The sequence below is a fragment of the Arthrobacter sp. Z1-15 genome, assembly GCF_054792395.1.
This window is the reverse complement of sequence record NZ_CP096454.1, coordinates 3,045,482-3,069,026: the sequence shown is the minus strand read 5'-3', so window position 1 is coordinate 3,069,026 and position 23,545 is coordinate 3,045,482. Positions and strand designations below refer to the sequence as shown.

Sequence of the window (23,545 nt, the reverse complement as noted above, 5' to 3'; positions counted from 1 at the left end):
GCGGTGATCATCGGCATCGGCGTCGACGTGGTGGACGTACCGCGGTTCGGACGCCAGCTGGAACGGACGCCGGGCCTGCGGGCCCGGCTGTTTGTTCCGGCCGAACGGGAGCTTAACCTGCGTTCCCTGGCGGCACGGTTTGCCGCCAAGGAAGCTGTTGCCAAGGCGCTCGGCGCCCCGGCCGGCATGAACTGGCAGGACTGCCAGGTGGATCTCGACGCCGCGGGGGCTCCCAGCGTCAGCGTGCGGGGCACGGTGGCAGCGGCTGCCGAAGCCAAGGGCGTCCGCACCTGGCACCTCTCACTCAGCCATGACGGCGATGTCGCCACTGCCATGGTGGTAGCCGAGGGCTAATCTGGACACATGATCAGTGCGTACTCGGGCACCGCTGTGCGGGCCGCGGAAAAGCCGTTGCTCGACGCCGGCCAAGGTCCTGCTCTGATGCAGCGGGCCGCGTACGGACTGTACGCCGCCTGCGTCCGTGAACTGCTGGCGGCCCGGGGTTCCCTGTACGGGTCCAGAGTGACGGTACTTGCCGGCGCCGGGAACAACGGCGGCGACGCCCTGTACGCTGCCGCCCGGCTGGCACGGCGCGGCGCGGGCATCACAGCGGTCCTGACAGCGCCCGCGGCACATCCCGAAGCCCTCGCCGAATTCCGGCGGCAGGGCGGCCGCACGGTGCAGCTGTCCGCCGGGCTCGGCCCGGCCGCGGCTGCCTGCACGGCAGCGGACCTGCTGATTGACGGCATTCTCGGAACCGGCGGCAGGGGCGGGCTGCGGGGGGACGCAGCAGCACTGGTGCAGCAGCTTCCGCCGGAGGCTTCACCGCTGATCATTGCCTGCGACCTGCCCAGCGGAGTGGACGCAGACACCGGGGAAGCAGGCGGCGTCCATCTCGCGGCGGACCTTACCGTCACCTTCGGAGCCGTCAAGACCGGCCTGCTGGCCGGTCCGGGGGCTGCGTCCGCCGGGCGGATTGAATCCGTGGACATCGGCCTGCCGTTTCCGTCCCCTCCTGACGTGCGCCGGCTGGAAACCGCAGATATAGCCGGTCTGCTGTCCGCTCCGGAGAAGACGGACCACAAATACACCCGCGGCGTGCTCGGCATCGCCGCCGGTTCGGCCACCTATCCCGGTGCCGCCGTCCTGGCCACCGGGGCAGCGCTGGCCGCCGGCGTCGGCATGGTCCGCTATCTGGGCCCCGAGACAGTCTGCCGGCTGATCAACGCCGCACATCCCGAAGCGGTCTGCGCGGCCGGTGCCGTTCCGGACACCCACGTGCAGGCCTGGCTCACCGGTCCGGGAGCCGGACCGGACGAAGACCAGCGCCGGCGCGCCCTGGACGCCATGGCTTCGGGGCTTCCCGCCGTCGTCGACGCCGATGCCGTGGGCTACGCACAGCCGGGCCTGGGGCCCCAGATAATCCTTACTCCGCACGCCGGCGAGCTGACTGCCCTCCTGAACCGGCTCGGCGAAACCGCCACCCGGGAGCAGGTCGAGGCGGATCCGCTGCACTATGCCCGCCGCGCCGCCGGATTGACGGGAGCTACCGTCCTGCTCAAGGGCTGGGCGACCATTACCGCCGCGCCCACCGGCGAAACGTTCAGCCAGGCGGAGGCAACGCCGTGGCTGGCCGCAGCCGGCAGCGGCGATACGCTGTCCGGCATCCTCGGGTCGCTGCTCGCAACGGACCGGTACGGCAGGGACGGGAATCCCGCGCCCCCGCCGGGACACTATGCGGCCCTGGCCGCCGCTGCCGCGAGCATTCACGGCCGGGCCGGCACCCTGGCCGCCGCTGCAGGGCCGGTGGAACCCTCCGCGCTGCCGGCCGCCGTCCGCACCGTCGTCGCACGCCTTAATGCCCCCTCGGAAACGGCGCCGGAACGCCCGCGGGCGCGTGTGGAAGGAAAAGTAGTAAAACGGGCCGTTTAATGCTGGGCGCAGTCTGCGGTAGAAAGTAAGTAGACATACTATTCTTTGTTGTCATCTGGACTAGTCAGGAGCTCTACATGGAAGTTTGGCCGGGAGATGCCTATCCGCTGGGCGCGACCTACGACGGAAACGGCACCAATTTTGCGCTGTACAGCGAGGTGGCCGATTCGGTCACGCTGTGCCTGTTTGACGACGACGGCGCCGAAGAGTGTGTCCGCCTGACCGAGGTGGACGGCTACGTCTGGCACTGCTATCTGCCCCACGTCCAGCCCGGACAGAAGTACGGGTACCGGGTGGACGGCCCGTACGATCCGGAGAACGGCAACCGCTGCAATCCGAACAAGCTCCTGCTGGATCCCTATGCCAAGGCCGTGGCCGGCGAAATCGACTGGGACCAGTCGCTGTTTGGCTACAACTTCGGCGACGAGAACTCGCGCAATGACGAGGATTCCGCGTCGCACATGATGATGGGCGTTGTCATCAACCCCTTCTTCGACTGGGACGGCGACCGCAAGCCCAAGATTCCCTACCACCGCTCCGTTATTTACGAGGCCCACGTCAAGGGCCTGACGCAGCTGCACCCGGAAATCCCCGAGGAACAGCGCGGCACCTACGCCGGCGTTGCCCACCCCGCCGTGATTGCTCACCTGCAAAAGCTGGGGATCACCGCCATCGAGCTGATGCCGGTGCACCAGTTCGTCAACGACTCCACGCTTCAGGACAAGGGGCTTTCCAACTACTGGGGCTACAACACCATTGGCTTCTTCGCGCCCCAGAACACCTACAGCGCCACCGGTGACGAGGGCCAGCAGGTCCAGGAGTTCAAAGCCATGGTGCGCGCGCTGCACCTGGCCGGGATCGAAGTGATCCTCGACGTGGTCTACAACCACACGGCCGAAGGCAACCACCTGGGCCCAACGCTTTCCTTCCGCGGCATCGACAACCAGGCCTACTACCGGCTGATGGATGACGACAAGCGGTACTACATGGACTACACGGGTACCGGAAACTCACTGAACGTGGGAAACCCGCACTCGCTGCAGCTGCTGATGGACTCGCTGCGCTACTGGGTCACCGAAATGCACGTGGACGGGTTCCGGTTTGACCTCGCCTCCACGCTGGCCCGCGAGTTCTACGACGTCGACCGGCTCTCCACCTTCTTCGAACTGGTGCAGCAGGACCCCGTAGTCTCCCAGGTCAAACTGATCGCCGAGCCCTGGGACATTGGCCCGGGCGGCTACCAGGTGGGCAATTTCCCGCCGCAGTGGACCGAATGGAACGGCAAGTACCGCGACACGGTGCGCGACTTCTGGCGCGGAGAGCCCTCCACCCTGGGCGAGTTCGCCTCCCGCATCACGGGATCGGCAGACCTGTACGAGTCCTCGGCCCGCCGGCCGGTGGCCTCGATCAACTTTGTCACCGCCCATGACGGCTTCACGCTGCATGACCTGGTGTCCTACAACGAGAAGCACAACGAAGCCAACGGCGAAGACAACAACGACGGCGAATCCCACAACCGTTCCTGGAACTGCGGAGTGGAGGGCCCCACGGACGACCCGACGGTGCTCTCGCTTCGCGCCCGGCAGCAGCGGAACTTCCTGGCCACCCTGCTGCTCTCGCAGGGCGTGCCGATGATCGCCCACGGCGACGAACTGGGCCGCACCCAGCAGGGCAACAACAACACCTATGCCCAGGACTCCGAAATCAGCTGGATCAACTGGGAGCACATGGATGCGCCGCTGATGGAATTCACCGCAGCGGTGAACACGCTGCGGGCCGAACACCCCACCTTCCGCCGCCGCCGTTTCTTTGACGGCCGCCCGGTGCGCCGGGGCGAGGGCGAGGCGCTGCCCGACATCGTCTGGCTGACCGAGGACGGCACGCCGATGACCCCGGACGACTGGGATACACCGGTCAGCCGCTCGCTGGGCGTTTTCCTGAACGGCCAGGGCATTTCCGGCAAGGACGCGCGCGGACAGCGCATCACCGACCTGAACTTCCTGCTCTACTTCAACGCCCACGACGAGTCCGTCAAGGTGACGATTCCGTCGAAGGAATACGCGCCGATGTGGGACGAGGTCATCGATACTGCCGGGGAGTACGCCGACTCAGCGCCCATTCCCGCTGACGGCCAGATCACCGTGGCTGCCAAGTCCATGGTGGTGCTGCGCGCCCATGAGGAGGAAGAGGAGCACGACCACTCAGTGGCCGCTTCCCTCGCCGCTATGGCCGGGTCCAAGGCCCAGAGCCCGGAGGTTGGGGGATGAGGACGCCCCGCTCCACGTACCGGCTGCAGATCCGCCCGTCCTTCACCCTCTTTGACGCCGCGGACCTCGTTCCGTACCTGGCGGACCTGGGGGTGGACTGGGTGTATCTCTCACCCATCCTCACCGCGGAGGAGGGGTCCGACCACGGCTACGACGTCGTCGACCCCTCCACCGTGGACCCGGCCCGCGGCGGCCCCGAGGGGCTCAAAGCCCTCTCCGACGCCGCGCACGCCGCCGGCATGGGAGTGCTGGTGGACATTGTGCCCAACCACATGGGCATCGCGACGCCGCATTCCAATCCGTGGTGGTGGTCAGTCCTGGCGCAGGGCCGGGAATCGCGGTATGCCGAAGCGTTCGACATCGACTGGGACGCCGCCAACGGCAAGCTCCGCCTGCCGGTCCTGGGAGACGGGGACAACGAGCTTGCCGAGCTGAAGCTGGCCGGGGGCGAGCTGCACTACTACGACCACCGCTTCCCGGTGGCCCAAGGCACAGCCGGCGACGGCGACTCCGCGCAGGACGTCCACGCCCGCCAGCACTATGAGCTGGTGAACTGGCGGCGCGCTGACAACGAGTTGAACTACCGGCGCTTTTTCGGCGTCAATACCCTCGCCGGCCTCCGCGTTGAGGAGCCGTGGGTCTTCGACGAATCACACGCTGAGATCAAGCGCTGGTTCGATGAAGGGCTCGTGGACGGGCTGCGGATTGACCATCCTGACGGACTGGCCGATCCCAAGGGGTACCTGGCCCGGCTGCGCGAACTGACCCGGGGCGCGTACATCCTGGTGGAGAAAATCCTGGAACCGGGGGAGAAGCTCCCCGCGGACTGGGAAACCGAAGGCACCACCGGGTATGACGCGCTCGCCGACATCGACCGGCTCTTCGTCGATCCGGCCGGAATGAAGCCGCTCACCGATCTGGTGCCCACGGAGCCGTTTGGCCACATGATCCACGGCACCAAGCGGAACATCGCCGATCAGCTGCTCCATTCGGAAGTGCAGCGGCTGGTCCGGCTCCTTCCCGGCGACAGCGGCCTGGACGCGCAGACCGCTGCGGACGCCCTGGCCGAACTGCTCGCCTGCTTCCCGGTGTACCGCAGCTACCTCCCGGAGGGAGCGGAATACCTGGCCGACGCCGTGATCGCGGCGAAGGTCCGGCGCCCGGACCTGGCCGGCGCGCTTGATGCCCTGCACCCGCTGCTGAACCCTCTGCTCACTGCGCAGGCCGGCAGCGCCGGCGGGGTTGACCGCGGCGGCCTGGGCGAGCTGGCCACCAGGTTCCAGCAGACGTCCGGCATGGTGATGGCCAAGGGCGTGGAAGACACCGCGTTTTACCGGTACTCCCGGCTGACATCGCTGAACGAAGTTGGGGCGGACCCGGCGCACTTTGCCGTGGAACCGTTTGAACTTCACACCCGGCTTGTCCGCCGTCAGCAGGAGCAGCCTGCCGCCATGACAGCCCTGACCACCCACGACACCAAGCGCAGCGAAGACACCCGCGCCCGGATTTCCGTCCTCTCGGAAATCCCGGACGAGTGGCGGGAGGCCTTCACACAGCTTTCCTCGCTGGCGCCGATGGGGGATCCGGCCATGGAGAACCTGCTGTGGCAGGCCATTGTCGGAGCCTGGCCGCTGAGCCGGGAACGGGCCCATGCCTACGCGGAGAAAGCATCGCGGGAAGCATCTGCCAGCACCACCTGGACCGCTCCGAACGCCGAGTTCGAGGCCCGGATGCATGCAGCGGTTGACGCGGCCTTCGATGACCCGGCAGTGAACTCGCTGGTGACCTCCCTGGTGGAGCGCATCCGTGCCGCAGGATATTCGAACTCCCTCTCGGCGAAGCTCCTGCAGCTGACCATGCCCGGCGTACCGGACGTTTATCAGGGAACCGAGTTCTGGGACCGTTCCCTGGTGGACCCGGACAACCGCCGGGACGTGGATTTCAGCCGCCGCCGCGAGGTGCTGGCGTCCTTCACGGAGACCGGCAGCACCCCCGCCGGTGATGCTCCGAAGATTGACGAGGACGCGGCGGCCAAGCTGCTGCTGGTTTCGCGCGCCCTGCGGCTCAAACGGTCCCGTCCCGAGCTGTTCACGGACTACCTGCCGGTCCCGGCAACCGGTCCCGCTGCGCAGCACGTTTTCGGTTTTGACCGCGGCGGCGCCGTGACTCTCGTGACGCGGCTGCCGCTGGGACTCCAGCGCTCGGGCGGATGGCGGGACACCGCCGTCGTCCTGCCGCAGGGGACCTACTCGGACGCGATGACCGGGCGGACCCACGAAAGCAGCGGCACCGTGCCGGCTGCAGATCTGTTTGGCATCTATCCGGCGGTGCTGCTGGTACGGAAGGACGGCGAATGAAGACCGATTTCGATGTGTGGGCGCCCAAAGCCAACACCATGACCCTCCTGGCCGACGGCAGAAAGCTGTCGATGAGCCGGGGGGACAATGGCTGGTGGCACGTCCAGCACGCAGAGCTGCCCGGAGACATCGACTACGGCTACCTCATCGACGACGCCGATACCCCGGTACCGGATCCCCGCTCCCGCCGGCAGCCCGACGGCGTCCATGCGCTCTCGCGCACTTTCGACCCAGGGCTCCATGAGTGGCACGACGGGGACTGGGTGTCCCCGGGCCTCGACGGCGGTGCGATCTACGAGCTGCACATCGGCACCTTCACGCCGGAGGGAACGTTTGACGCCGCGATCGGCAAGCTGGACTACCTCGTGGACCTCGGCGTCCGCTACGTGGAGCTGCTTCCGGTGAACGCGTTCAACGGAACGCACAACTGGGGGTACGACGGCGTGCTGTGGTACGCCGTGCAGGAAACCTACGGGGGCCCGGAGGGCTACCAGCGGTTCGTGGACGCAGCGCACCAGGCCGGGCTCGGAGTCATCCAGGATGTGGTGTACAACCACCTCGGACCCAGCGGAAACTACCTTCCCATGTTTGGTCCCTACCTCTCCGAGGGAAAGGGCAACACCTGGGGTGACTCGCTGAACCTGGACGGCCCGCTGTCCGACGTCGTCCGCCGGTACATCCTGGACAACGTCCTGATGTGGTTCCGCGACTTCCACGTCGATGGACTGCGGCTGGACGCGGTCCATGCGCTGCATGACGAGCGGGCGGTCCATATCCTGGAGGAAATGGCCGTTGAAACCGAGAACTGCGCACAGGAACTGGGCAAGCCGCTGTTCCTTGTCGCGGAGTCCGATCTCAATGACCCGCGCCTGATAACTCCTCGGGAGCTGAACGGCTACGGTCTCAGCGGCCAGTGGTCCGATGACTTCCACCACGCGGCACACACGAACCTCACCGGTGAAAACGGCGGCTACTACGAGGACTTCGATTCCCTGGCAGCCCTGGCCAAGGTGCTGAAGGACGGTTTCTTCCACGACGGTTCCTTCTCCTCCTTCCGGGGCCGCACGCACGGCCGTCCGATCAACAAGGAGGTCGTGGAAGCCCGCCAGCTGGTGACCTGCATCCAAAACCACGACCAGATCGGGAACCGTGCGGCGGGGGACCGGCTCAGTGCTTCCCTGGACTATCCCCGCTTGGCGCTGGGGGCCGTACTGAACCTCACCGTGCCGTTTACGCCCATGATTTTCATGGGCGAGGAATTCGGGGCCTCCACCCCTTGGCAGTTCTTCACTTCCCACCCCGAACCGGAGCTGGGCAAGGCGACGGCGGAGGGCAGGCTGCGGGAGTTTGAACGGATGGGCTGGGATCCGGCGACGGTGCCCAACCCGCAGGATCCCGCGACGTTCGCGAACTCAAAGCTGGACTGGTCCGAGGTGGATCAGGACGGGCATGCCAAGCTGCTTGATCTGTACCGCAGGCTCCTGCAGCTGCGGGCGGACCGTCCCGATCTGACCGACCAGGACCTGCGCAGCGTGAACGTGGACTTCGATGAGGTGGGGCGCTGGCTTGTCCTGCACCGCGGGGACACCGCCGTGGCACTGAACTTTGCCGACGCGCCCCGGGAAGTGCCGGTTCCCTTCAACGGCAGCTCCAAGGTACTGCTGGAAACAGCCCCGGCCGAACTCTACGGCGATGCCCTCCAGCTGCCCGCTTACGGGGCAGCCGTCCTGGCAGCAGGATAGGCGGCGCGTTGTCCGCGGCAGTGGCAAGATGTAACCCATGACATACATTGCCGCGGACAACCGCTACGATTCCATGCCCTACCGCCGTGTCGGCCGCAGCGGGCTGCACCTGCCCGCCGTGTCGCTCGGCCTGTGGCACAACTTCGGCGACGACAAGAATTTCGAGACCCAGCGCGCCATCCTCCGCCGCGCCTTCGACCTGGGCGTCACCCACTTCGACCTCGCGAACAACTACGGCCCGCCCTACGGCTCAGCGGAAACCAACTTTGGCCGCCACTTCAAGGACGATTTCCGGCCCTACCGGGACGAACTCGTCATCTCCTCCAAGGCCGGCTACGACATGTGGCCCGGTCCTTACGGAAACTGGGGATCCCGCAAGTACCTGCTGGCTAGCCTGGACCAGTCTCTGGAACGCATGGGCCTGGACTATGTGGATATCTTCTACAGCCACCGTCCCGATCCCGAGACTCCGCTGGAAGAGACCATGGGCGCCCTGGACACAGCCGTACGTTCCGGCCGCGCCCTCTACGCCGGTATTTCCTCGTACTCGCCGGAAAAGACGCTTGAGGCGGCCCGCATCCTGCGTGAGATGGGCACTCCGCTGCTGATCCACCAGCCCTCCTATTCCATGCTGAACCGCTGGGTCGAGCAGGGGGATCCGAACCTGTTCGCTGCACTGGACGAGGCCGGAGCCGGTTCGATTGCCTTCTCCCCGCTGGCCCAGGGCCTGCTCACCAGCAAGTATCTCAACGGCATTCCGGAAGACTCCCGGGCCGCAGCCGGAAAGTCCCTGGAACAGTCCCAGCTGTCCGAGGACAACCTCCGGCGGGTGCGGGGACTGAACGAACTGGCCCAGTCCCGCGGCCAGAGCCTTGCGCAGATGGCCATCGCCTGGGTGCTGCGCCCGCAGGCCGGGGGCGGAGCCATCACGTCGGCACTGGTGGGCGCGTCGAGCGTGAAGCAGCTCGAAGACAGCCTGGCAGCGGTAACCAACCTGGAGTTCAGCTCCGAGGAACTGGAAGCCATCGACACCTTTGCCGTCGATTCCGACATCAACCTGTGGGCTTCGGCGCTTAAGGCCTGACGGACCCGGCCGCAACCGGTTTCCTCCGGTTGCGGCCGCAGCAGGTGGGCGAATCACCGGGCAAGTCCCGTGAGTGAAAGAATGGTCAGTGTGAATGACCAACAAGCTCCTCCCGCCGCCGAACGCCAAGCACTCATAGATTTGGCCGCCGTGCGGCACAACGTCCGTCACCTCGTCCGGCTGGTGAGCCCGGCCCGGGTGATGGCAGTCGTCAAAGCCGATGCCTACGGCCACGGTGCCGAGCAGGTGGCACGCACTGCCTTGGAAGCCGGCGCCTCCTGGCTCGGCGTCGCGCATATCTCCGAGGCACTGGCCCTGCGCGGCGCCGGCATCTCCGCTCCGGTCCTGGCCTGGCTGCACACCGTGGACAGCCCCTTCAGCGCGGCAGTTGCAGCGAACGTCGACCTTGGCCTGTCAGGCTGGGAACTGGAAAACGTCGTGGCGGCCGCCCGGGAACTCCAGATCCCGGCCCGCGTGCACCTGAAGATCGACACCGGCCTCGGCCGGAACGGATGCCCGCCCGACCAGTGGGAAGCCTTCGTCGGCCGTGCCCTGGCCTACCAGGAAGAAGGACTCCTGCGCGTCGTCGGGATCTTCTCCCACTTCTCCGTAGCCGATGAACCGGACCGCACCGAAACCGATGACCAGCTTGAACGGTTCCGCTCCGCCGTCGCCGTCGCCGAGGACGCCGGAGTGGACCACGAGGTGAGGCACATTGCCAATACGCCGGCAGCGCTGTCCCGCCCCGACGCCCACTTCGACATGGTGCGGGTGGGACTGGGACTTTACGGCCTTTCCCCGTTCCCGGGGCAGTCTCCGGCTGAACTGGGCCTGCGCCCGGCCATGACCCTCAAGACCACCGTCGCCAACTGCAAGGAGGTCCCCGCCGGCCAGGGTGTGTCCTACGGGCTGCGCTACTCCACGTCGGAGGCCACCACGCTGGCACTGGTACCCCTGGGCTACGCCGACGGCGTTCCCCGCGTGGGTACCGGCGGTCCCGTCTGGGTGGATGGAACTGTTTACCCTGTGGTTGGCCGCATCGCGATGGACCAGATGGTCATTGATCTCAAAACCACCGGCATCGCGGGCACCGGAAAGGACCTGGTGGGCCGGGAAGCGGTGCTGTTCGGCGGCATCGGAATGCCCTCCGTGGATGAGTGGGCGGACGCCTGCGGCAGCATCAACTATGAAGTCATCACCCGCATCAGTTCGCGGGTGGAGCGCAAATACACGGACTCCGAGGCAGCCGAGGGAGCGGAATCATGAGCGCGCCGCAGAACGACGGCGCGAGCCTGCCGGTCTGGGAGGACGAGATCCGCACGACAGGCCCGGAAGATACCCAGGCTGCGGCCGAAAGGATCGGCCGTGAACTGGCGGCCGGTGACCTGATCCTGCTGACCGGCGAGCTGGGAGCCGGGAAAACGACCTTCACCCAGGGCCTGGGGCGCGGGCTGGGAGTCCGTCCCGGCATCATTTCGCCCACCTTCGTGCTGGTCCGCATCCATCCCAGCCTTTCGGACGGGCCTGATCTGGTGCACGTGGATGCCTACCGGCTCGGTTCCAGCGGCGAGATTGACGACATCGACCTCGAAAACACGATGGACAGCTCAGTCACCGTGGTGGAGTGGGGCCGGGGGCTCGTTGAGCACCTCGCCGAAAGCCGGCTGGAGATCACCCTGGTCCGGCCGACCGGGACGGATGCCGCCCAAATCCGTGATGCCGGCCACCTCACCTTCGATTTTGACGATGACCCGGATGAGGAGCGGGTGATCCGGATGGCCGCCTACGGTCCGCGGTGGGAACGAACGAACCTGCGGCCCGAAGAGCCTGCGGATGGGGCCCGGCCAAAGGAGACGTAAAATAGGCACCGTGCTTATTCTCTCCATTGACACCTCCGCCATCGCCAGCGCGGCACTGTTGACCGGGGAAGGGGAGATCCTGGCCGCCTTTGCCACGGAAGACACCCGTTCCCACGCCGAAGTGCTGGCTCCGGGCATCAAGAACCTGATGGACTCCGCCGGCGTTGCCGCCGCCGACCTGGACGCCGTTGTGGTGGGTGTGGGGCCGGGGCCCTTCACCGGGCTGCGCTCCGGCATAGCCACGGCCCGCACCCTCGGGTTCGCCTGGAACAAGCCGGTGCACGGAGTCATGAGCCTGGACGCCATCGCCGTGGATGCCGCTTTGGATGCGTGGCGGCTGGGTATTGACGAGTTTGCCGTGGCCACCGACGCGCGGCGCAAGGAAGTGTACTGGGCCCATTACCGCAGTACCGGAGGAACAGCGGAACTCATGGCCGGTCCGTTTGTCAGCCACCCGGCAGAGGTTCCGGCGCTGCCCGTTTACGGTGCGGGTGCAGGCCTCTACCCCGACGTTCTGCACGGCGTCACCGGGTTTACGGATACACAGCCTACGGCGTCCGCTCTGGGCCGCATCGCCGTCGTGCGCCTGACCCGCGGGCTTCCGCTGCTGGATACCACTCCGCTCTACCTGCGCGAATCCGACGCCAAGGTTCCCGGCCCCCGGAAGCGCGCACTGTGACGGGCGCGGTGATCCGGCCGATGAGCTTTGACGACATAGCCGCCGTGGACGAGCTCGAGCGGGCGCTGTTCCCGGTGGATGCCTGGCCGCTGCAAATGTTCTACGACGAGCTGAACCAGGCCGATACCCGCTCCTACTACGTTGCCGAGGGCTCCGGCGGACGTGTCCTCGGCTATGCCGGGCTGATGTGCGTGCTGCCGATTGCCGATGTGCAGACCATCGCCGTGGCGCCGGAGGCCGAAGGTGCAGGCATCGGGTCGGCACTCCTGGCCACCCTCATTGACGAGGCCAAGCAGCGCGGCGCCGACGACGTACTGCTGGAAGTGCGCGCCGACAACCCCCGCGCGCAGCGGCTCTACCGCTGGTTCGGGTTCGAGCAGATCCACGTCCGGCGGCGCTACTACCGCGACGGCGCCGACGCACTCATTATGCGGCTGCCCCTTTCCGCCTGGAACGGGTCTCCGCGAGCAACAACGAAGGACACTGAATGAACCGCACCGACCCCCTGGTGCTTGGCATCGAATCTTCCTGTGACGAAACCGGCGTCGGCATTGTCCGCGGCGGCAAGCTGCTGACCAACACCGTGTCTTCTTCCATGGAGGAACACGTCCGCTTTGGCGGCGTCATTCCCGAGATTGCCTCCCGTGCGCACCTGGACGCCTTTGTTCCCACCCTGCGGCAGGCGCTGGATGAAGCCGGGGTAACGCTTGACGAAGTTGACGCCATTGCCGTGACGTCCGGTCCGGGGCTGGCCGGCGCCCTGATGGTTGGGGTGTGCGCTGCAAAGGCGCTCGCAGTAGCCACCGGCAAGCCGCTGTACGCAATCAACCACCTTGTAGCGCATGTGGGGGTGGGCGTGCTTGACGGCGGCGACCTGCCGGAGAACCTGGGAGCGCTGCTTGTGTCCGGCGGTCACACCGAGATCCTGCGGGTGAAGTCCCTGACCGGTGATGTTCAGCTGCTGGGTTCGACCATTGACGACGCCGCCGGTGAAGCCTACGACAAGGTGGCCCGCATTCTCGGGCTGGGCTACCCGGGAGGTCCTGCCATCGACAAGCTCGCCCGGGAAGGGAACCCGAAGGCGATTCGGTTTCCCCGCGGCCTGACCCAGTCCAAATACATGGGCAGTGCCGATGAACCCGGGCCCCACCGCTACGACTGGTCCTTCTCCGGGCTCAAGACTGCCGTGGCCCGGTGCGTGGAGCAGTACGAGGCCGCAGGCGAAGAACTCCCGGTAGCCGACATAGCTGCGTCTTTCCAGGAAGCAGTGGTGGATGTCATCACAGCCAAGGCCGTTCTGGCCTGCACCGAACACGGCATCACCAACCTGCTGCTTGGCGGGGGAGTGGCTGCCAACTCCCGGCTCCGGGAGCTGACAGCACAGCGCTGTGCGGCCAAAGGCATCTCACTGCGGGTGCCGCCCATATCTCTCTGCACGGACAACGGGGCCATGGTTGCAGCGCTTGGTGCGCAGGTGGTGATGGCCGGTGCCGAGCCTTCCGGCATCGATTTTGCTCCGGATCCGTCCATGCCCGTCACCAGCATCCATCTCTAACACGTCCCGGAGGATCTGTTAGCGGTGCCCCGGCATCCCGGAATCCCGGCGTCCCGGCTCCCGGGGGCTCCGGAGCGGCCGAGGTGTAGCGGTGTCCGGTGGGCGTCACCGTTTCAACGTTGTGCCTCCCGTGGCCGGCCCTCTCTCTAGAGCCGCTGCCGGCGGACGTCACGGCTGTCACGGCTGTCTCGGCCGTCCGGGCAGGGAGGGCGTCGACGGTGCGCGTGGTCCAGCCGGGCGCTTCCTTGGCCTGGTTGCACGCCTCGCAGAGCCCCTGGAGGTTCTCGGCACTGGTTGCCCCGCCGTCACGGACGGGGCGGACATGGTCATAGTGCCGGATCGGTGCCCCGCACCACGGCATCCGGCAGGTCTGGTCCCGGGCGGCGATGAACCGGGCCATGCCCTCGGGCACCAGTCTTGCCCTGGAGTCCATGCCCACCAGCTGGTTGCTGCCGGGAGCGGTGTAGAGCCGCCGGAGCCAGGTTCTGGCGGTCTTGTCCGGAGGTGCGTCATTCGCACCGGCCCTGTTCCGGACCAGGTCCCGGGCGAACTGCGCCGGAACCACTCCGTAGCCGGGCAGGACAGCCGGTTCCGCGGATCCGGACAGCAGGGCCCGGTCCGTCATGATCAGCTGCACCTCAACCCGAACATCCTCCGCCCGAGCCTGCCCGGTGGTGCGTTCCACGAACGTGTCGGCCATGATCTGGCCCTTCGACCGGGGATCCCCGGTTGCCCGGAGCCTGTCCGCTTCCCGCGTCAGGGCCGCATACACGCCCACTCCCTGGGCGACCGGCAGCAGGGCCGTCACCCACGTCATGGTGTCCGGCGCCGGCCGGCAGGACACAAACCGCTCCGAGACCGCATGCGCAGCCCGTTTCACGACTGCATGGGGGTCCATTGAATAGGAGAGGGTCTTGATCTTCGCGATCAGCTGCCGGTCCCCGAGCTGCTCCACCTCACCCGGATTCCCGGCCATCAGTTCATCAACACGCTGCCGGTCGGCCAGGGACAGGCAGGCGGTTTCCCGGACCAGGATCGTGGCCCGCCACTCACTGATCACCCCGATCGTGAGGGCGTGGAGCGTATGGGGCATTTCCGCGGTGAGGATTCGCGCCAGGCCCAGCATCCGGGTCCCGCGGTTGGGTGACTCGCGGCGGGCGAACCCGATCTGGGCGCCGACGCCCTTGCCGAGCTGGTCTGCTTTGAGCCCCGCGGCTGCCTGCGCCTGCCGAGTCACTGCGTCAAAGAGAGCCGTTGCCCTGGCCTGGGCGGCGGACGCTGCTGCTTTCAGTTCCTCCAGCGCCCGGATCTGATCTATCAGCCCGGCAAGCAGCGCGCTTTCTGCTGCGGCGGGCTCCCCATGGCTGCCGGCGCGGACAAGTTCGGATGCCTTCGCATCCTCCTGAATGTCCTTCCGGGGCTCGTACATGTGTTCTATTTTATGTGACAGACACCACATAAAGACCGAAAAGCGTTACCGGAGAAATACCTGTTTAGGCTCAGGTGCAACAGGTCAGCTTGCAGTCGCAGGCTCACTCCAGCCCCAGGCTCACTCGAGCCCGCTGCTTACCCTTCGCCGCGAAGCTGGCGGATGCCGTCCTGGACGACGGCCCGCAGGTCGCCGCCGTTTTCTGCTGCAACGCGCCGCTGCCGCTGGTATCCGGCTCCGCGCTCGATGATGGCGCGGACGTCGGCGAGCTCTGCAGTGCAGCCCAGTTTCTCCGCTACCGGTGCCAGCCGCGGCAGGACATCCTCGAGGAGATGGTCCGTGACCAGCTTCTCGTTGCCGGCCGCGTCCAGAATGATGATGGCATCCAGCCCGTAGCGGGCAGCGCGCCACTTATTCTCCTGCACATGCCACGGCGGCATGGTGGGGATGGTGCCGCCGTTGTCCAGGATGGTGGAGAACTCCTCCACCAGGCACTGGGTCAAAGCTGCAACGGCTCCGACGTCTTCAATGGTGGCCATGCCGTCGCAGACGCGCATTTCCACGGTGCCCAGGTTGGGAACGGGCCGGATGTCCCAGCGAATTTCGCTGATGGAATCGATCACTCCGGTCGTGAACATGTCCTGGACATAGGCCTCGTACTCCGCCCAGGAACCGAACTGGAACGGCAGCCCCGCCGTCGGCAGCTGCTGGAACATCAGCGCCCGCTGAGAGGCATAGCCGGTGTCCTCGCCGGACCAGTACGGGGAGGAGGCGGACAGTGCCTGGAAGTGCGGGAAGTAGTTGACCAGCCCGTCCAGGACCGGCAGCGCCTTTTCCCTGGAGTCCAGGCCCACGTGGACGTGCACTCCATAAATCAGCATCTGCTGGCCCCACCACTGCGTGCGGTCAATCAGCTTGGCATAGCGTTCCTTGTCGGTGATCGGCTGGGACCGCGGAGCGCTGAACGGATGCGAACCCGAGCAGAACAGCTCTACGCCCATGGGATCGGTGACCTTGCGCAAGGCGTTCAGGGAGCGGGTCAGATCCGCCTTGGCCTCGGCGACGGTATTGCAGACGCCAGTCACCAGCTCGACAGTGTTCTCGAGCAGCTCCTGCTTGATGTGCGGGTGCTCGTCATCTTCGGTGATGCCCGGGTGGGCGGCGCTGACGCCGCGCAGGACTTCGTCGGCCACGGACACGAGTTCTCCCGTGGTCCGATCGACAAGTGCCAGCTCCCATTCAACGCCGAGTGTTGACTGAGCTGACTGGGCGAAACCGATTTCCAAACTGTCTCCTGCTTAAATGCGTAATGTCCAAAAGGAACCCCGACCCGCATCATCGCGCTTGAGAACCCGGTTCAATCCTAGCTGTGCAGGGGCGGCAAACCGTTCACCTTCATTTCCTCGCCGCCCCGGCCGGCAACCGACATAATGGGAACGTGCCCATCCTGAATAAAGACATGACCCTGTGCATCTCCCTTGCCGCGCGGCCGTCCAATATCGGAACGCGCTTCCACAACTATCTGTATGACCTGCTTGACCTGAACTACGTGTACAAGGCTTTTGCTCCGACCGACCTCGCCCAGGCAATAGCGGGCGTGCGCGGGCTTCCGATCCGCGGCTGCGCCGTGTCCATGCCGTACAAGGAAGACGTCATAGCGCTGGTGGACCGGATGGATGCCTCGGCCCGGGCCATCGACTCGGTCAACACGATAGTGAACGACGACGGCGTCCTCACCGCCTACAACACCGACTACCTCGCAATCGCCCGGCTCCTGGCCGATAACCATGTCCCGGCCACCTGGTCCGTGCTGCTGCAGGGCTCCGGCGGCATGGCGAAGGCCGTTGCCGCAGCCCTGAGTGACGCCGGATTCTCGGATGTCACCATCGTTGCCCGCAATGAAGGAACCGGCCGGGCCCTCGCGGACCGATACGACTTCAACTGGCTGGCAGCGGCCCCGGGTGCCCGGGCGGACCTCATCATCAACGTCACGCCGCTGGGCATGGCCGGGGAACATGAGGCGGTCCGGTCCTTCGATGATGCGGCCGTGGCCGCAGCCCGCATGGTGTTCGACGTCGTTGCCCTGCCCGCCGAAACACCGCTGGTCACCGCTGCCCGCGCCGCCGGCAAAAGCGTGATCACCGGTGCCGAAGTCATCGCCATCCAGGCGGAGGAGCAGTTTGTGCTGTACACCGGGGTCCGGCCGACCCCGGAACAGGTCCGGGCCGCCAGCGAATTCTCCCGCGCCTGAGCGGGGTTACGCTGACGGAGCCACCGGTTCCACCACAATGGCAACCCGGTCATCGCCGAGCCGGGTCAGGACGAGCGTGGCCTTGTTCGGGCCCTTTCCGGAGCCCGTGAGCAGCTGCTTGCGCAGCTCCTCCGGAGTCACCGACATACCGCGCTTCTTGATGTCCAGGACCCCGATGCCATTGGCCTTCACCCAGGCCTTGAGCGCCTTAACGTTGTACGGGCGGACTTCCAGTACCCGGTAGGCCCGCGCAAACGGCGTTTCCATCAGCTCGGGAGCGCCGATGTAGGCAATGTGTTCATCCAGCAGGTGGCCGCCGAGGGAACGCGCGACGTCGGCCACCAGACCTGCGCGGATGACCGCGCCGTCGGGCTCATACAGGTAGGCGTCCACGGAGCCGACGGCGACGTCCTCGCTGCCGGGGGCGTAGTCCAGGGCGGAGGTCAGCTCGGCGGCGCCGTTGGGGCCGATCACCAGGGCGGCGCGGCGGACGCCGTCGCGGCGCAGTGCGTTGAACCACAGGGTTGCCTCGGTGACGTCGCCGTCCACTGACACCCACTGCGCCTCGCAGTTCTCCGGAAGCGCCTCGTGCGGTATTCCGGGACCCATCTTCACGCCCACGGGCAGACCCGCGTCAGCAAGCGACTCAACGAAGGACAGCGGCGGGGAGAAGGCCTCCGGATCAAAGATGCGGGTCGCCCCGGAAGTCGAGGTTGTCCGCCGCGCCGGATCCAGCCACACGCCGTCGAACCCGGTGAGGTCGAAGTCTTCGGCGGTTCCCTGAACCACCTTGGCATTGGGCCAGGGCATCAGATTGATGGTGGCGGCCGCGGCGGTGATTTCGTCGAGTTCGACGGCGGTGACCTGCCGGTCCAGCGTGGCCAGCGCCAGGGAATCAGCTCCGATCCCGCAGCCAAGGTCGGCGATCTTTTCCAGGCCTGCCTCGACGAACCGCCGGGCATGCAGCGCGGCAACATTCAGGCGGGTGGCCTGCTCCAGGCCCGGAGCGGTGAAAACCATGTGATCGGCAAAGGGCCCGAACTTTCCCCGGGCCTTCATGCGCAGCTTCGCCTGCGTCAGGACGGCAGCAACAACTTCGGGGGAGTGTCCGGCTTTGCGCAGGTCGGTGTTGAGCTTGAAGGACTCGGACTCCAGATACGGGCCGAGGGAGTTCAGCAGTTCCCAGCCTTCGGACGTCAGAACATGGGCAAGGGAAGTATCCGGCATGCCTACCAGCCTAGTTCTTCTGCCGCCGGGCACGTTAGCTGTAGGTTGGGCGGCATGACGAAGATCGCCGCCGAGCCGCTGGCAGCACTGCGCGCCCGGACCAGCTACAAATGGCAGACCTATCCTGCGGATGTCCTGCCGCTGTTCGTGGCCGAAATGGATTATCCGCTGGCCGAGCCGGTCCAGCAGGCGATCATCGCCCGGGTGCTGGCATCGGATACGGGCTACATCGCGGGCCCGGAACCGGTGGCGGCTGCATTTTCGGGATACGCCGGCCGGACCTGGGACTGGGACGTGGCCGCCTCGGATGTGCGGACCACCACCGATGTCAGCGTGGGCATCGTTGAATGCCTGCGGCAGACCGTCCCGGTGGACGGCAGCGTGGTGATCACGCCGCCGGTCTATCCGCCGTTTTTTGAGCTGCCGCCTGAAGCCGACGCCTCGGTGGTGGAAGTGCCCCTGCTGCTCACCGGGACGGGGTGGAAGCTGGACCTGCCCCAACTGGAACGGGCCTTCGCCCGCGGCGCCGATGCCCTGCTGCTGTGCAGTCCGCACAACCCGCTGGGGCTGGTCCATTCGGCTGAGTCCCTGCGGGCAGTCGCGGATCTGTCCGTGAAGTACGGCGTGGCCGTGATCAGTGACGAAATCCATGCCCCGCTGGCCTATGAAGCGGCTGCGTTCACGCCGTACCTTTCCGTCTCCGACAACGCGCGGGAGTACGGCATCTGCGTTACCGCGGCCAGCAAAGCCTGGAATATTGCCGGCACCAAGTGCGCCGTGATGGTGGCCCAGAGCGACCGCACGAGACTGCAGCTGGATTCCATGCCGGCGGAAGTGTCGGCCCGCACCTCCATTCTGGGGCTGCACGGAACAGCGGCCGCCTATAACGACGGCGGACCGTGGCTCGGGGGCGTCCTGGAGTCACTGGCAGCGAACCGCAGCCTGCTGGGGGAGCTGCTCGCAGCCAGGCTGCCCGCTGTTGTTTACCGTCCGCCGCTGGCCGGGTACCTCGCCTGGCTCGACTTCCGCGGACTCGGCTGGGAGGACCCTGCGGCGGTGGCGCTGGAGCGGGCACGGGTGGCGCTGGAGCCGGGGCAGCGGTTCGGCCGGCAGGGCAGCGGCTTTGCCCGGTTGAACTTCGCCTGTTCCCCGGACGTCCTGGCTGAGGCTGTGGACCGGCTGGCAGCTGCAGCAGCCCTGTGACCTTGCGGGCGTCCAATTCGGGCAATCCCGGCAAGCGCCCGGGAAAATAATCAGGGAACTGACTAATAATTGCTGCTGGACAATCGGAAAAATACCGGTTGCTTGGGGGAAAACATCGTGTACCGTTACCCTCGACTGGTTCTGTCGTGGACAACGAATTTCATTGGTTTTGCACCTGTAAAGCACAATTTTCAGAAAATTCTTCATCATTACGCCGAAAGTTAGCAGTCCGCCTGTGTTCCTGCCAGCACCTCTCTTGTGCTGACGGCAGCCCTGGAATCCTTTGAATGATCCGAAGCTGGGGGGCTTCGGCAAGATCCTGCCTGCCTCCCTGCCGTTAGAGAGGTTGGAACGAAATGAGTGGAATTGTCTTCGCGCCCGGAGAAACGGGCGTCAGCATCTCCAAGTTCAGTCCGTCGGTAATTCTGTTTTGGTTGAAAACAGAAATCGCCGTCACGAATACGAGAGTGGTGGCGAAAAGCCCGAATACACTCTTTGGGGTAATCCCGCTGGGATACAAAGATGAGGCATATCCGCTGAGCGGAACGGCCAGTGTGGGAGTGGAGGTCAAATTCTCCGTTGCCCGTGCCCTTTTCGGGCTTATTTTCCTGATCGCAGGGCTGAATCTGCTCGACAATATTCTCGGCTACATTATGCTGATTATCGCAATTTCGATGATCCTCAACGCCATGAGCGCCGCACTGCAGATCAAGAACCACGGCGGTGGAGTCAGCACGGTCCGCGTCTCGATCCTGGAAAAGTCCAAGCTGGAAAACATGCGGGACGAGATCAACGCGCGGCTTTTTGCCGACCATGCACGGGTCCGCCACGAGGAGTCCATGGGCATGCAGACGAAGAGCCTGCTCAACCAGCAGGCTCAGATTAATCTGCAGCAGCAGATGCAGCAGCAGACGCCACAGGGCAACGGCCCCGGAACGCCTCCTCCGGCCCCGTAGCCGGTTCAGCAGCACGAACTAGCTCAGCAGCGCGAACTAGCTCAGCAACAACGAGGTATAGGTCTGCCCCGGCACGCGAACGTGCCGGGGCAGCCCTATTGCTCAGGCGAAATAGACGCCGATCCGGTTGCCGTCGATCTCTTCGATGCGGATATCAATGTCATAAATGTCGCGGAGTACCTCAGGCTGCATGATCCGCACCGGAGGTCCCTGATGGATCAGCCGTCCATCGCGCATGGCAATGATGTCGTCGGAGTAGCAGGAGGCGAAGTTGATGTCGTGGATGACCAGCACCACGGTCTTGCCGAAGTCGTCCGTGAGCCGGCGCAGCAGCCGCATCATTTCCACCGAGTGCTTCATGTCCAGGTTGTTCAGCGGCTCATCCAGCAGCAGGTAATCGGTGCCCTGGGCCAGCACCATCGCGATGAAGGCCCGCTGGCGCTGGCCGCCCGAAAGTTCGTCCACGAAGCGGTCCGCCAGCGCGGTGAGGTCCAGGTAGGCCATGGCCTCGTCGATGTAGGCCTTGTCTTCGATGGTGGGGCGGCCGCCGTTGTGGGGGTACCGGCCAAAGCCCACCAGGTCGCGCACGGTCAGGCGGACCGTCAGCTGGTTGTCCTGCCGCAGGATGGCCATTTTGCGGGCCAGCTCCTTGCCCGGCGTGGCATTAACGTCCAGGCCGTCCACACTGACCGTGCCGGCGTCCATGCGCAGCAGCCGGGAAATGATCGACAGCAGAGTGGATTTCCCCGCCCCGTTCGGCCCGATGATCGAGGTGATGCCGCCCTCTTTGATGTCGGCGCTGACGCCGTCGACGACGAGTTGATGGGCATAGGACTTGGAGACGCCGGTTACGGAGATCATTTGACGTTGCCTCTCAGCAGCAGGATAAGGAAGACGATGCCGCCGACAAATTCAATGACGATGCTCAGGGCGGTGTCGAACGCGAAGATCCGTTCCAGGACCAGCTGGCCGCCCACCAGGGCAATGATTCCGAGCAGGACGGCGATGGGCAGCACCGCGGTGTGCCGGAAATGCGAGCACAGCTGGTAGGCGAGCGAAGCCACCAGCAGGCCAAAGAACGTCACGGGCCCCACAAGGGCGGTGGATACGGCAACCAGGACCGAGCAGATGATCAGCGTGGCCGTCACGGCTTTCCTGTGGTCCACGCCCAGGTTGACGGCGGTGTCCCGGCCCAGGGCCAGGACGTCGAAGGAGCTGCGCATCCGCCAGGCCAGGATGCTGACGGCGGCAACGGCGACGGCGGAGTAACCCAGCAGGGCGCCGTCAACGTTGTTGAAGGAAGCAAAAAAGAGGTCCTGCAGGATGATGAACTCGCTGGGATCGATCAGGCGCTGAAGCAGGGAGGAGAATCCCCGGAACATGGTGCCGAAGATGATCCCCACGAGCAGCATCAGGTGCAGGGATTTGCCGCCGCCGGTAAACAGCCACCGGTACAGCAGGAACGAGAAGCCCACCATCAGCACGAGTTCGATGACGAACAGTGCCGGTCCGGACATGGTGAGAACGGCCTGCCCTCCGATCACGAAGACCAGTACGGTCTGCAGGAGCACGTACAGGGCGTCAAAACCCATGATCGAAGGGGTGAGGATGCGGTTGCAGGTCACGGTCTGGAACAGCACCGTGGAGACGCCGACGGCGTAGGCCACCAGGATCATTGACGCCACCTTGATGGCGCGGCGGGGCAGGATGTACTCGATGTTCCCGCGCAGATCGATGGTCATGAAGACGGCCACGAGGGCAGCAGCCGCAATTCCCAGCGTGATGATCCAGAACTTGGGCGGAACCGAACGGATCGGACGCCGGCGGTGCGAGACGAGCGCCGTCGGAAGCGGGCTGGCCGGTGCTTCGAGGCCGGGTTCGGCGGCGTTGAAATGGCTGGAGCCGGAAGGGGCCGGGCCGGAAGGGATGGGGCCGGGCTTAGCCACGGGAGGCACGCTTTCGCAGGAGCAGGTAGAGGAAGAGGACGCTGCCGATGGCGGAGACAATCACGCCCACCGGAATCTCGTACGGATAGCGGATGGTGCGGCCGATGATGTCGCAGGCCAGGACAAAGCCGGCGCCGAACACGGCCACCCAGGGCACGGCCCTGCGGACGTTGTCTCCGATCATCAGGGACACCAGATTCGGCACGATCAGTCCAAGGAACGGAATGGATCCCACGCTGACCACGACGACGGCGCTGATCAGGGACACGATGACCAGCCCCAGGGTCATCACGCGGTTGTAGTTCAGGCCCAGGTTGGTGGTGAAGTCTGATCCCATGCCGGCCACCGTGAAGCGGTCTGCGGCGAGGTAGCCGATGACGGTGAGGATGCCGACAATCCACAGGAGCTCATAGCGGCCCCGCAGGACACCGGAGAAATCTCCGACCATCCAGCTGTTCAGGGTCTGCAGGAGATCGGTGCGGTACGCAAAGAAGGTGGTGACGGCGGAGATGACGCCGCCGAGCATGATGCCCACCAGGGGGACAATGAGCGTGTTGCGCAGCGGCAGGCGGCGCAGGATCAGCAGGAACAGTGCTGTTCCGGCGGCTGCGAAGACCGTGGCCGTGGACATCTTCATCATCATGGAGGCACCCGGAAGCAGGACGGTGACCACCAGGATGCCCAGCGAGGCGGATTCCACGGTGCCGATGGTGCCCGGTTCCACGAATTTGTTGCGCGCCATCAGCTGCATGATCAGGCCGGCAACGCTGACGGCCATGCCGGCCAGGATGATGCTCAGGGTGCGGGGAACGCGGCTGACCCAGAAGACCTGCCAGGCCCCGGGATCTCCGGCCAGCAGCAGGGGCAGCGAAACATCGCTGACCCCGATGAACATGCTAGCCAGGGCCAGTGCCAGGACCGCTGCTGCGCCCAGGACCAGGCTGACCGCGGTACGCGGAAACCGCCGTCGTCGGGCAGCGACGGCAGCGGCCCGGGGAGACGGCGGTGCATCGGGGGCGGAAGCGGTGCCCGGTACACGGGCGGCGGTGGCGCTCATA

At 65.8% G+C, this 23,545-nt stretch carries 20 protein-coding genes; 14 read left to right on the top strand and 6 right to left on the bottom strand.

What is annotated here, in order from left to right:
• Nucleotides 1–3: 3 nt before the first annotated feature.
• The 11 genes from M1D40_RS13980 to tsaD all read left to right on the top strand — a co-directional run bounded on the left by M1D40_RS13980 (nt 4) and on the right by tsaD (nt 13,475).
• Nucleotides 4–354 (top strand): holo-ACP synthase, encoded by a 351-nt coding sequence (locus tag M1D40_RS13980; protein WP_229964905.1) that lies wholly within the window; start codon nt 4–6, stop codon nt 352–354.
• Between the two features lie 9 nt (nt 355–363).
• On the top strand, nt 364–1,932 hold the full coding sequence (locus M1D40_RS13975) for an NAD(P)H-hydrate epimerase (RefSeq protein WP_461169209.1): 1,569 nt from the start codon (nt 364–366) through the stop codon (nt 1,930–1,932).
• 77 nt (nt 1,933–2,009) lie between these two features.
• Nucleotides 2,010–4,199 (top strand): glycogen debranching protein GlgX, encoded by a 2,190-nt coding sequence (gene glgX / locus M1D40_RS13970; protein ID WP_341393406.1) that lies wholly within the window; start codon nt 2,010–2,012, stop codon nt 4,197–4,199.
• Nucleotides 4,196–6,556, top strand: coding sequence for a malto-oligosyltrehalose synthase (treY, locus tag M1D40_RS13965; protein WP_461169208.1), 2,361 nt, complete (start codon nt 4,196–4,198; stop codon nt 6,554–6,556). Before glgX ends, treY begins: the two co-directional genes overlap by 4 nt.
• Nucleotides 6,553–8,298 (top strand): malto-oligosyltrehalose trehalohydrolase, encoded by a 1,746-nt coding sequence (gene treZ, locus M1D40_RS13960; RefSeq protein WP_461169207.1) that lies wholly within the window; start codon nt 6,553–6,555, stop codon nt 8,296–8,298. The genes treY and treZ overlap by 4 nt, the downstream gene beginning before the upstream one ends.
• A gap of 37 nt (nt 8,299–8,335) precedes the next feature.
• Complete coding sequence (mgrA, locus tag M1D40_RS13955; RefSeq protein ID WP_341393409.1) at nt 8,336–9,382, top strand: L-glyceraldehyde 3-phosphate reductase; 1,047 nt, start codon at nt 8,336–8,338, stop codon at nt 9,380–9,382.
• Between the two features lie 90 nt (nt 9,383–9,472).
• Nucleotides 9,473–10,648, top strand: a complete 1,176-nt coding sequence (gene alr / locus M1D40_RS13950) for an alanine racemase (protein ID WP_461169206.1) — start codon at nt 9,473–9,475, stop codon at nt 10,646–10,648.
• Entirely contained in the window at nt 10,645–11,241 is a 597-nt protein-coding gene (gene tsaE, locus M1D40_RS13945) for a tRNA (adenosine(37)-N6)-threonylcarbamoyltransferase complex ATPase subunit type 1 TsaE (protein WP_461169205.1), read from the top strand. Before alr ends, tsaE begins: the two co-directional genes overlap by 4 nt.
• Before the next feature lie 10 nt (nt 11,242–11,251).
• Nucleotides 11,252–11,920, top strand: coding sequence for a tRNA (adenosine(37)-N6)-threonylcarbamoyltransferase complex dimerization subunit type 1 TsaB (gene tsaB, locus M1D40_RS13940; protein ID WP_461169204.1), 669 nt, complete (start codon nt 11,252–11,254; stop codon nt 11,918–11,920).
• Nucleotides 11,921–11,940: 20 nt separating this feature from the next.
• Complete coding sequence (gene rimI, locus M1D40_RS13935; protein ID WP_461169203.1) at nt 11,941–12,411, top strand: ribosomal protein S18-alanine N-acetyltransferase; 471 nt, start codon at nt 11,941–11,943, stop codon at nt 12,409–12,411.
• Nucleotides 12,408–13,475 carry a tRNA (adenosine(37)-N6)-threonylcarbamoyltransferase complex transferase subunit TsaD gene (tsaD, locus tag M1D40_RS13930; protein WP_341393414.1) on the top strand — a complete coding sequence of 356 codons (1,068 nt, stop codon included), beginning with the start codon at nt 12,408–12,410 and terminating at the stop codon, nt 13,473–13,475. The genes rimI and tsaD overlap by 4 nt, the downstream gene beginning before the upstream one ends.
• On the opposite strand, the gene M1D40_RS13925 is transcribed toward tsaD, so the two are convergent.
• Together M1D40_RS13925 and M1D40_RS13920 are read right to left on the bottom strand one after the other, a co-directional pair.
• Nucleotides 13,456–14,904 (bottom strand): HNH endonuclease, encoded by a 1,449-nt coding sequence (locus M1D40_RS13925; RefSeq protein WP_461169202.1) that lies wholly within the window; start codon nt 14,902–14,904, stop codon nt 13,456–13,458. The two genes, tsaD and M1D40_RS13925, sit on opposite strands and share 20 nt — an antisense overlap.
• 137 nt (nt 14,905–15,041) lie before the next feature.
• Complete coding sequence (locus tag M1D40_RS13920; RefSeq protein WP_341393415.1) at nt 15,042–16,190, bottom strand: glutamate--cysteine ligase; 1,149 nt, start codon at nt 16,188–16,190, stop codon at nt 15,042–15,044.
• Nucleotides 16,191–16,363: 173 nt separating this feature from the next.
• Between M1D40_RS13920 and M1D40_RS13915 the strand changes: the two genes are divergently transcribed.
• The gene (locus M1D40_RS13915) at nt 16,364–17,155 is read left to right on the top strand and encodes a shikimate 5-dehydrogenase (protein ID WP_461171066.1); all 792 of its coding nucleotides are present in this window, start codon (nt 16,364–16,366) and stop codon (nt 17,153–17,155) included.
• A gap of 6 nt (nt 17,156–17,161) precedes the next feature.
• On the opposite strand, the gene M1D40_RS13910 is transcribed toward M1D40_RS13915, so the two are convergent.
• Nucleotides 17,162–18,382 (bottom strand): THUMP-like domain-containing protein, encoded by a 1,221-nt coding sequence (locus M1D40_RS13910; RefSeq protein WP_461169201.1) that lies wholly within the window; start codon nt 18,380–18,382, stop codon nt 17,162–17,164.
• 54 nt (nt 18,383–18,436) lie between these two features.
• On the opposite strand from M1D40_RS13910, the gene M1D40_RS13905 reads away from it, so the two are divergent.
• Together M1D40_RS13905 and M1D40_RS13900 are read left to right on the top strand one after the other, a co-directional pair.
• The gene (locus tag M1D40_RS13905; RefSeq protein ID WP_461169200.1) at nt 18,437–19,585 is read left to right on the top strand and encodes a MalY/PatB family protein; all 1,149 of its coding nucleotides are present in this window, start codon (nt 18,437–18,439) and stop codon (nt 19,583–19,585) included.
• Nucleotides 19,586–19,941: 356 nt separating this feature from the next.
• The gene (locus M1D40_RS13900; RefSeq protein ID WP_461169199.1) at nt 19,942–20,541 is read left to right on the top strand and encodes a hypothetical protein; all 600 of its coding nucleotides are present in this window, start codon (nt 19,942–19,944) and stop codon (nt 20,539–20,541) included.
• A 102-nt stretch (nt 20,542–20,643) separates the two neighbouring features.
• Here the strand turns inward: M1D40_RS13900 and M1D40_RS13895 are convergent, their stop codons facing one another.
• The 3 genes from M1D40_RS13895 to M1D40_RS13885 are packed head-to-tail and all read right to left on the bottom strand — an operon-like array spanning nt 20,644 to nt 23,544.
• On the bottom strand, nt 20,644–21,402 hold the full coding sequence (locus tag M1D40_RS13895) for an iron ABC transporter ATP-binding protein (RefSeq protein ID WP_461169198.1): 759 nt from the start codon (nt 21,400–21,402) through the stop codon (nt 20,644–20,646).
• On the bottom strand, nt 21,399–22,487 hold the full coding sequence (locus M1D40_RS13890; RefSeq protein ID WP_341393421.1) for an iron chelate uptake ABC transporter family permease subunit: 1,089 nt from the start codon (nt 22,485–22,487) through the stop codon (nt 21,399–21,401). The genes M1D40_RS13895 and M1D40_RS13890 overlap by 4 nt, the downstream gene beginning before the upstream one ends.
• Nucleotides 22,480–23,544 (bottom strand): ABC transporter permease, encoded by a 1,065-nt coding sequence (locus M1D40_RS13885; protein WP_461169197.1) that lies wholly within the window; start codon nt 23,542–23,544, stop codon nt 22,480–22,482. Before M1D40_RS13885 ends, M1D40_RS13890 begins: the two co-directional genes overlap by 8 nt.
• Nucleotide 23,545 lies beyond the last annotated feature (1 nt).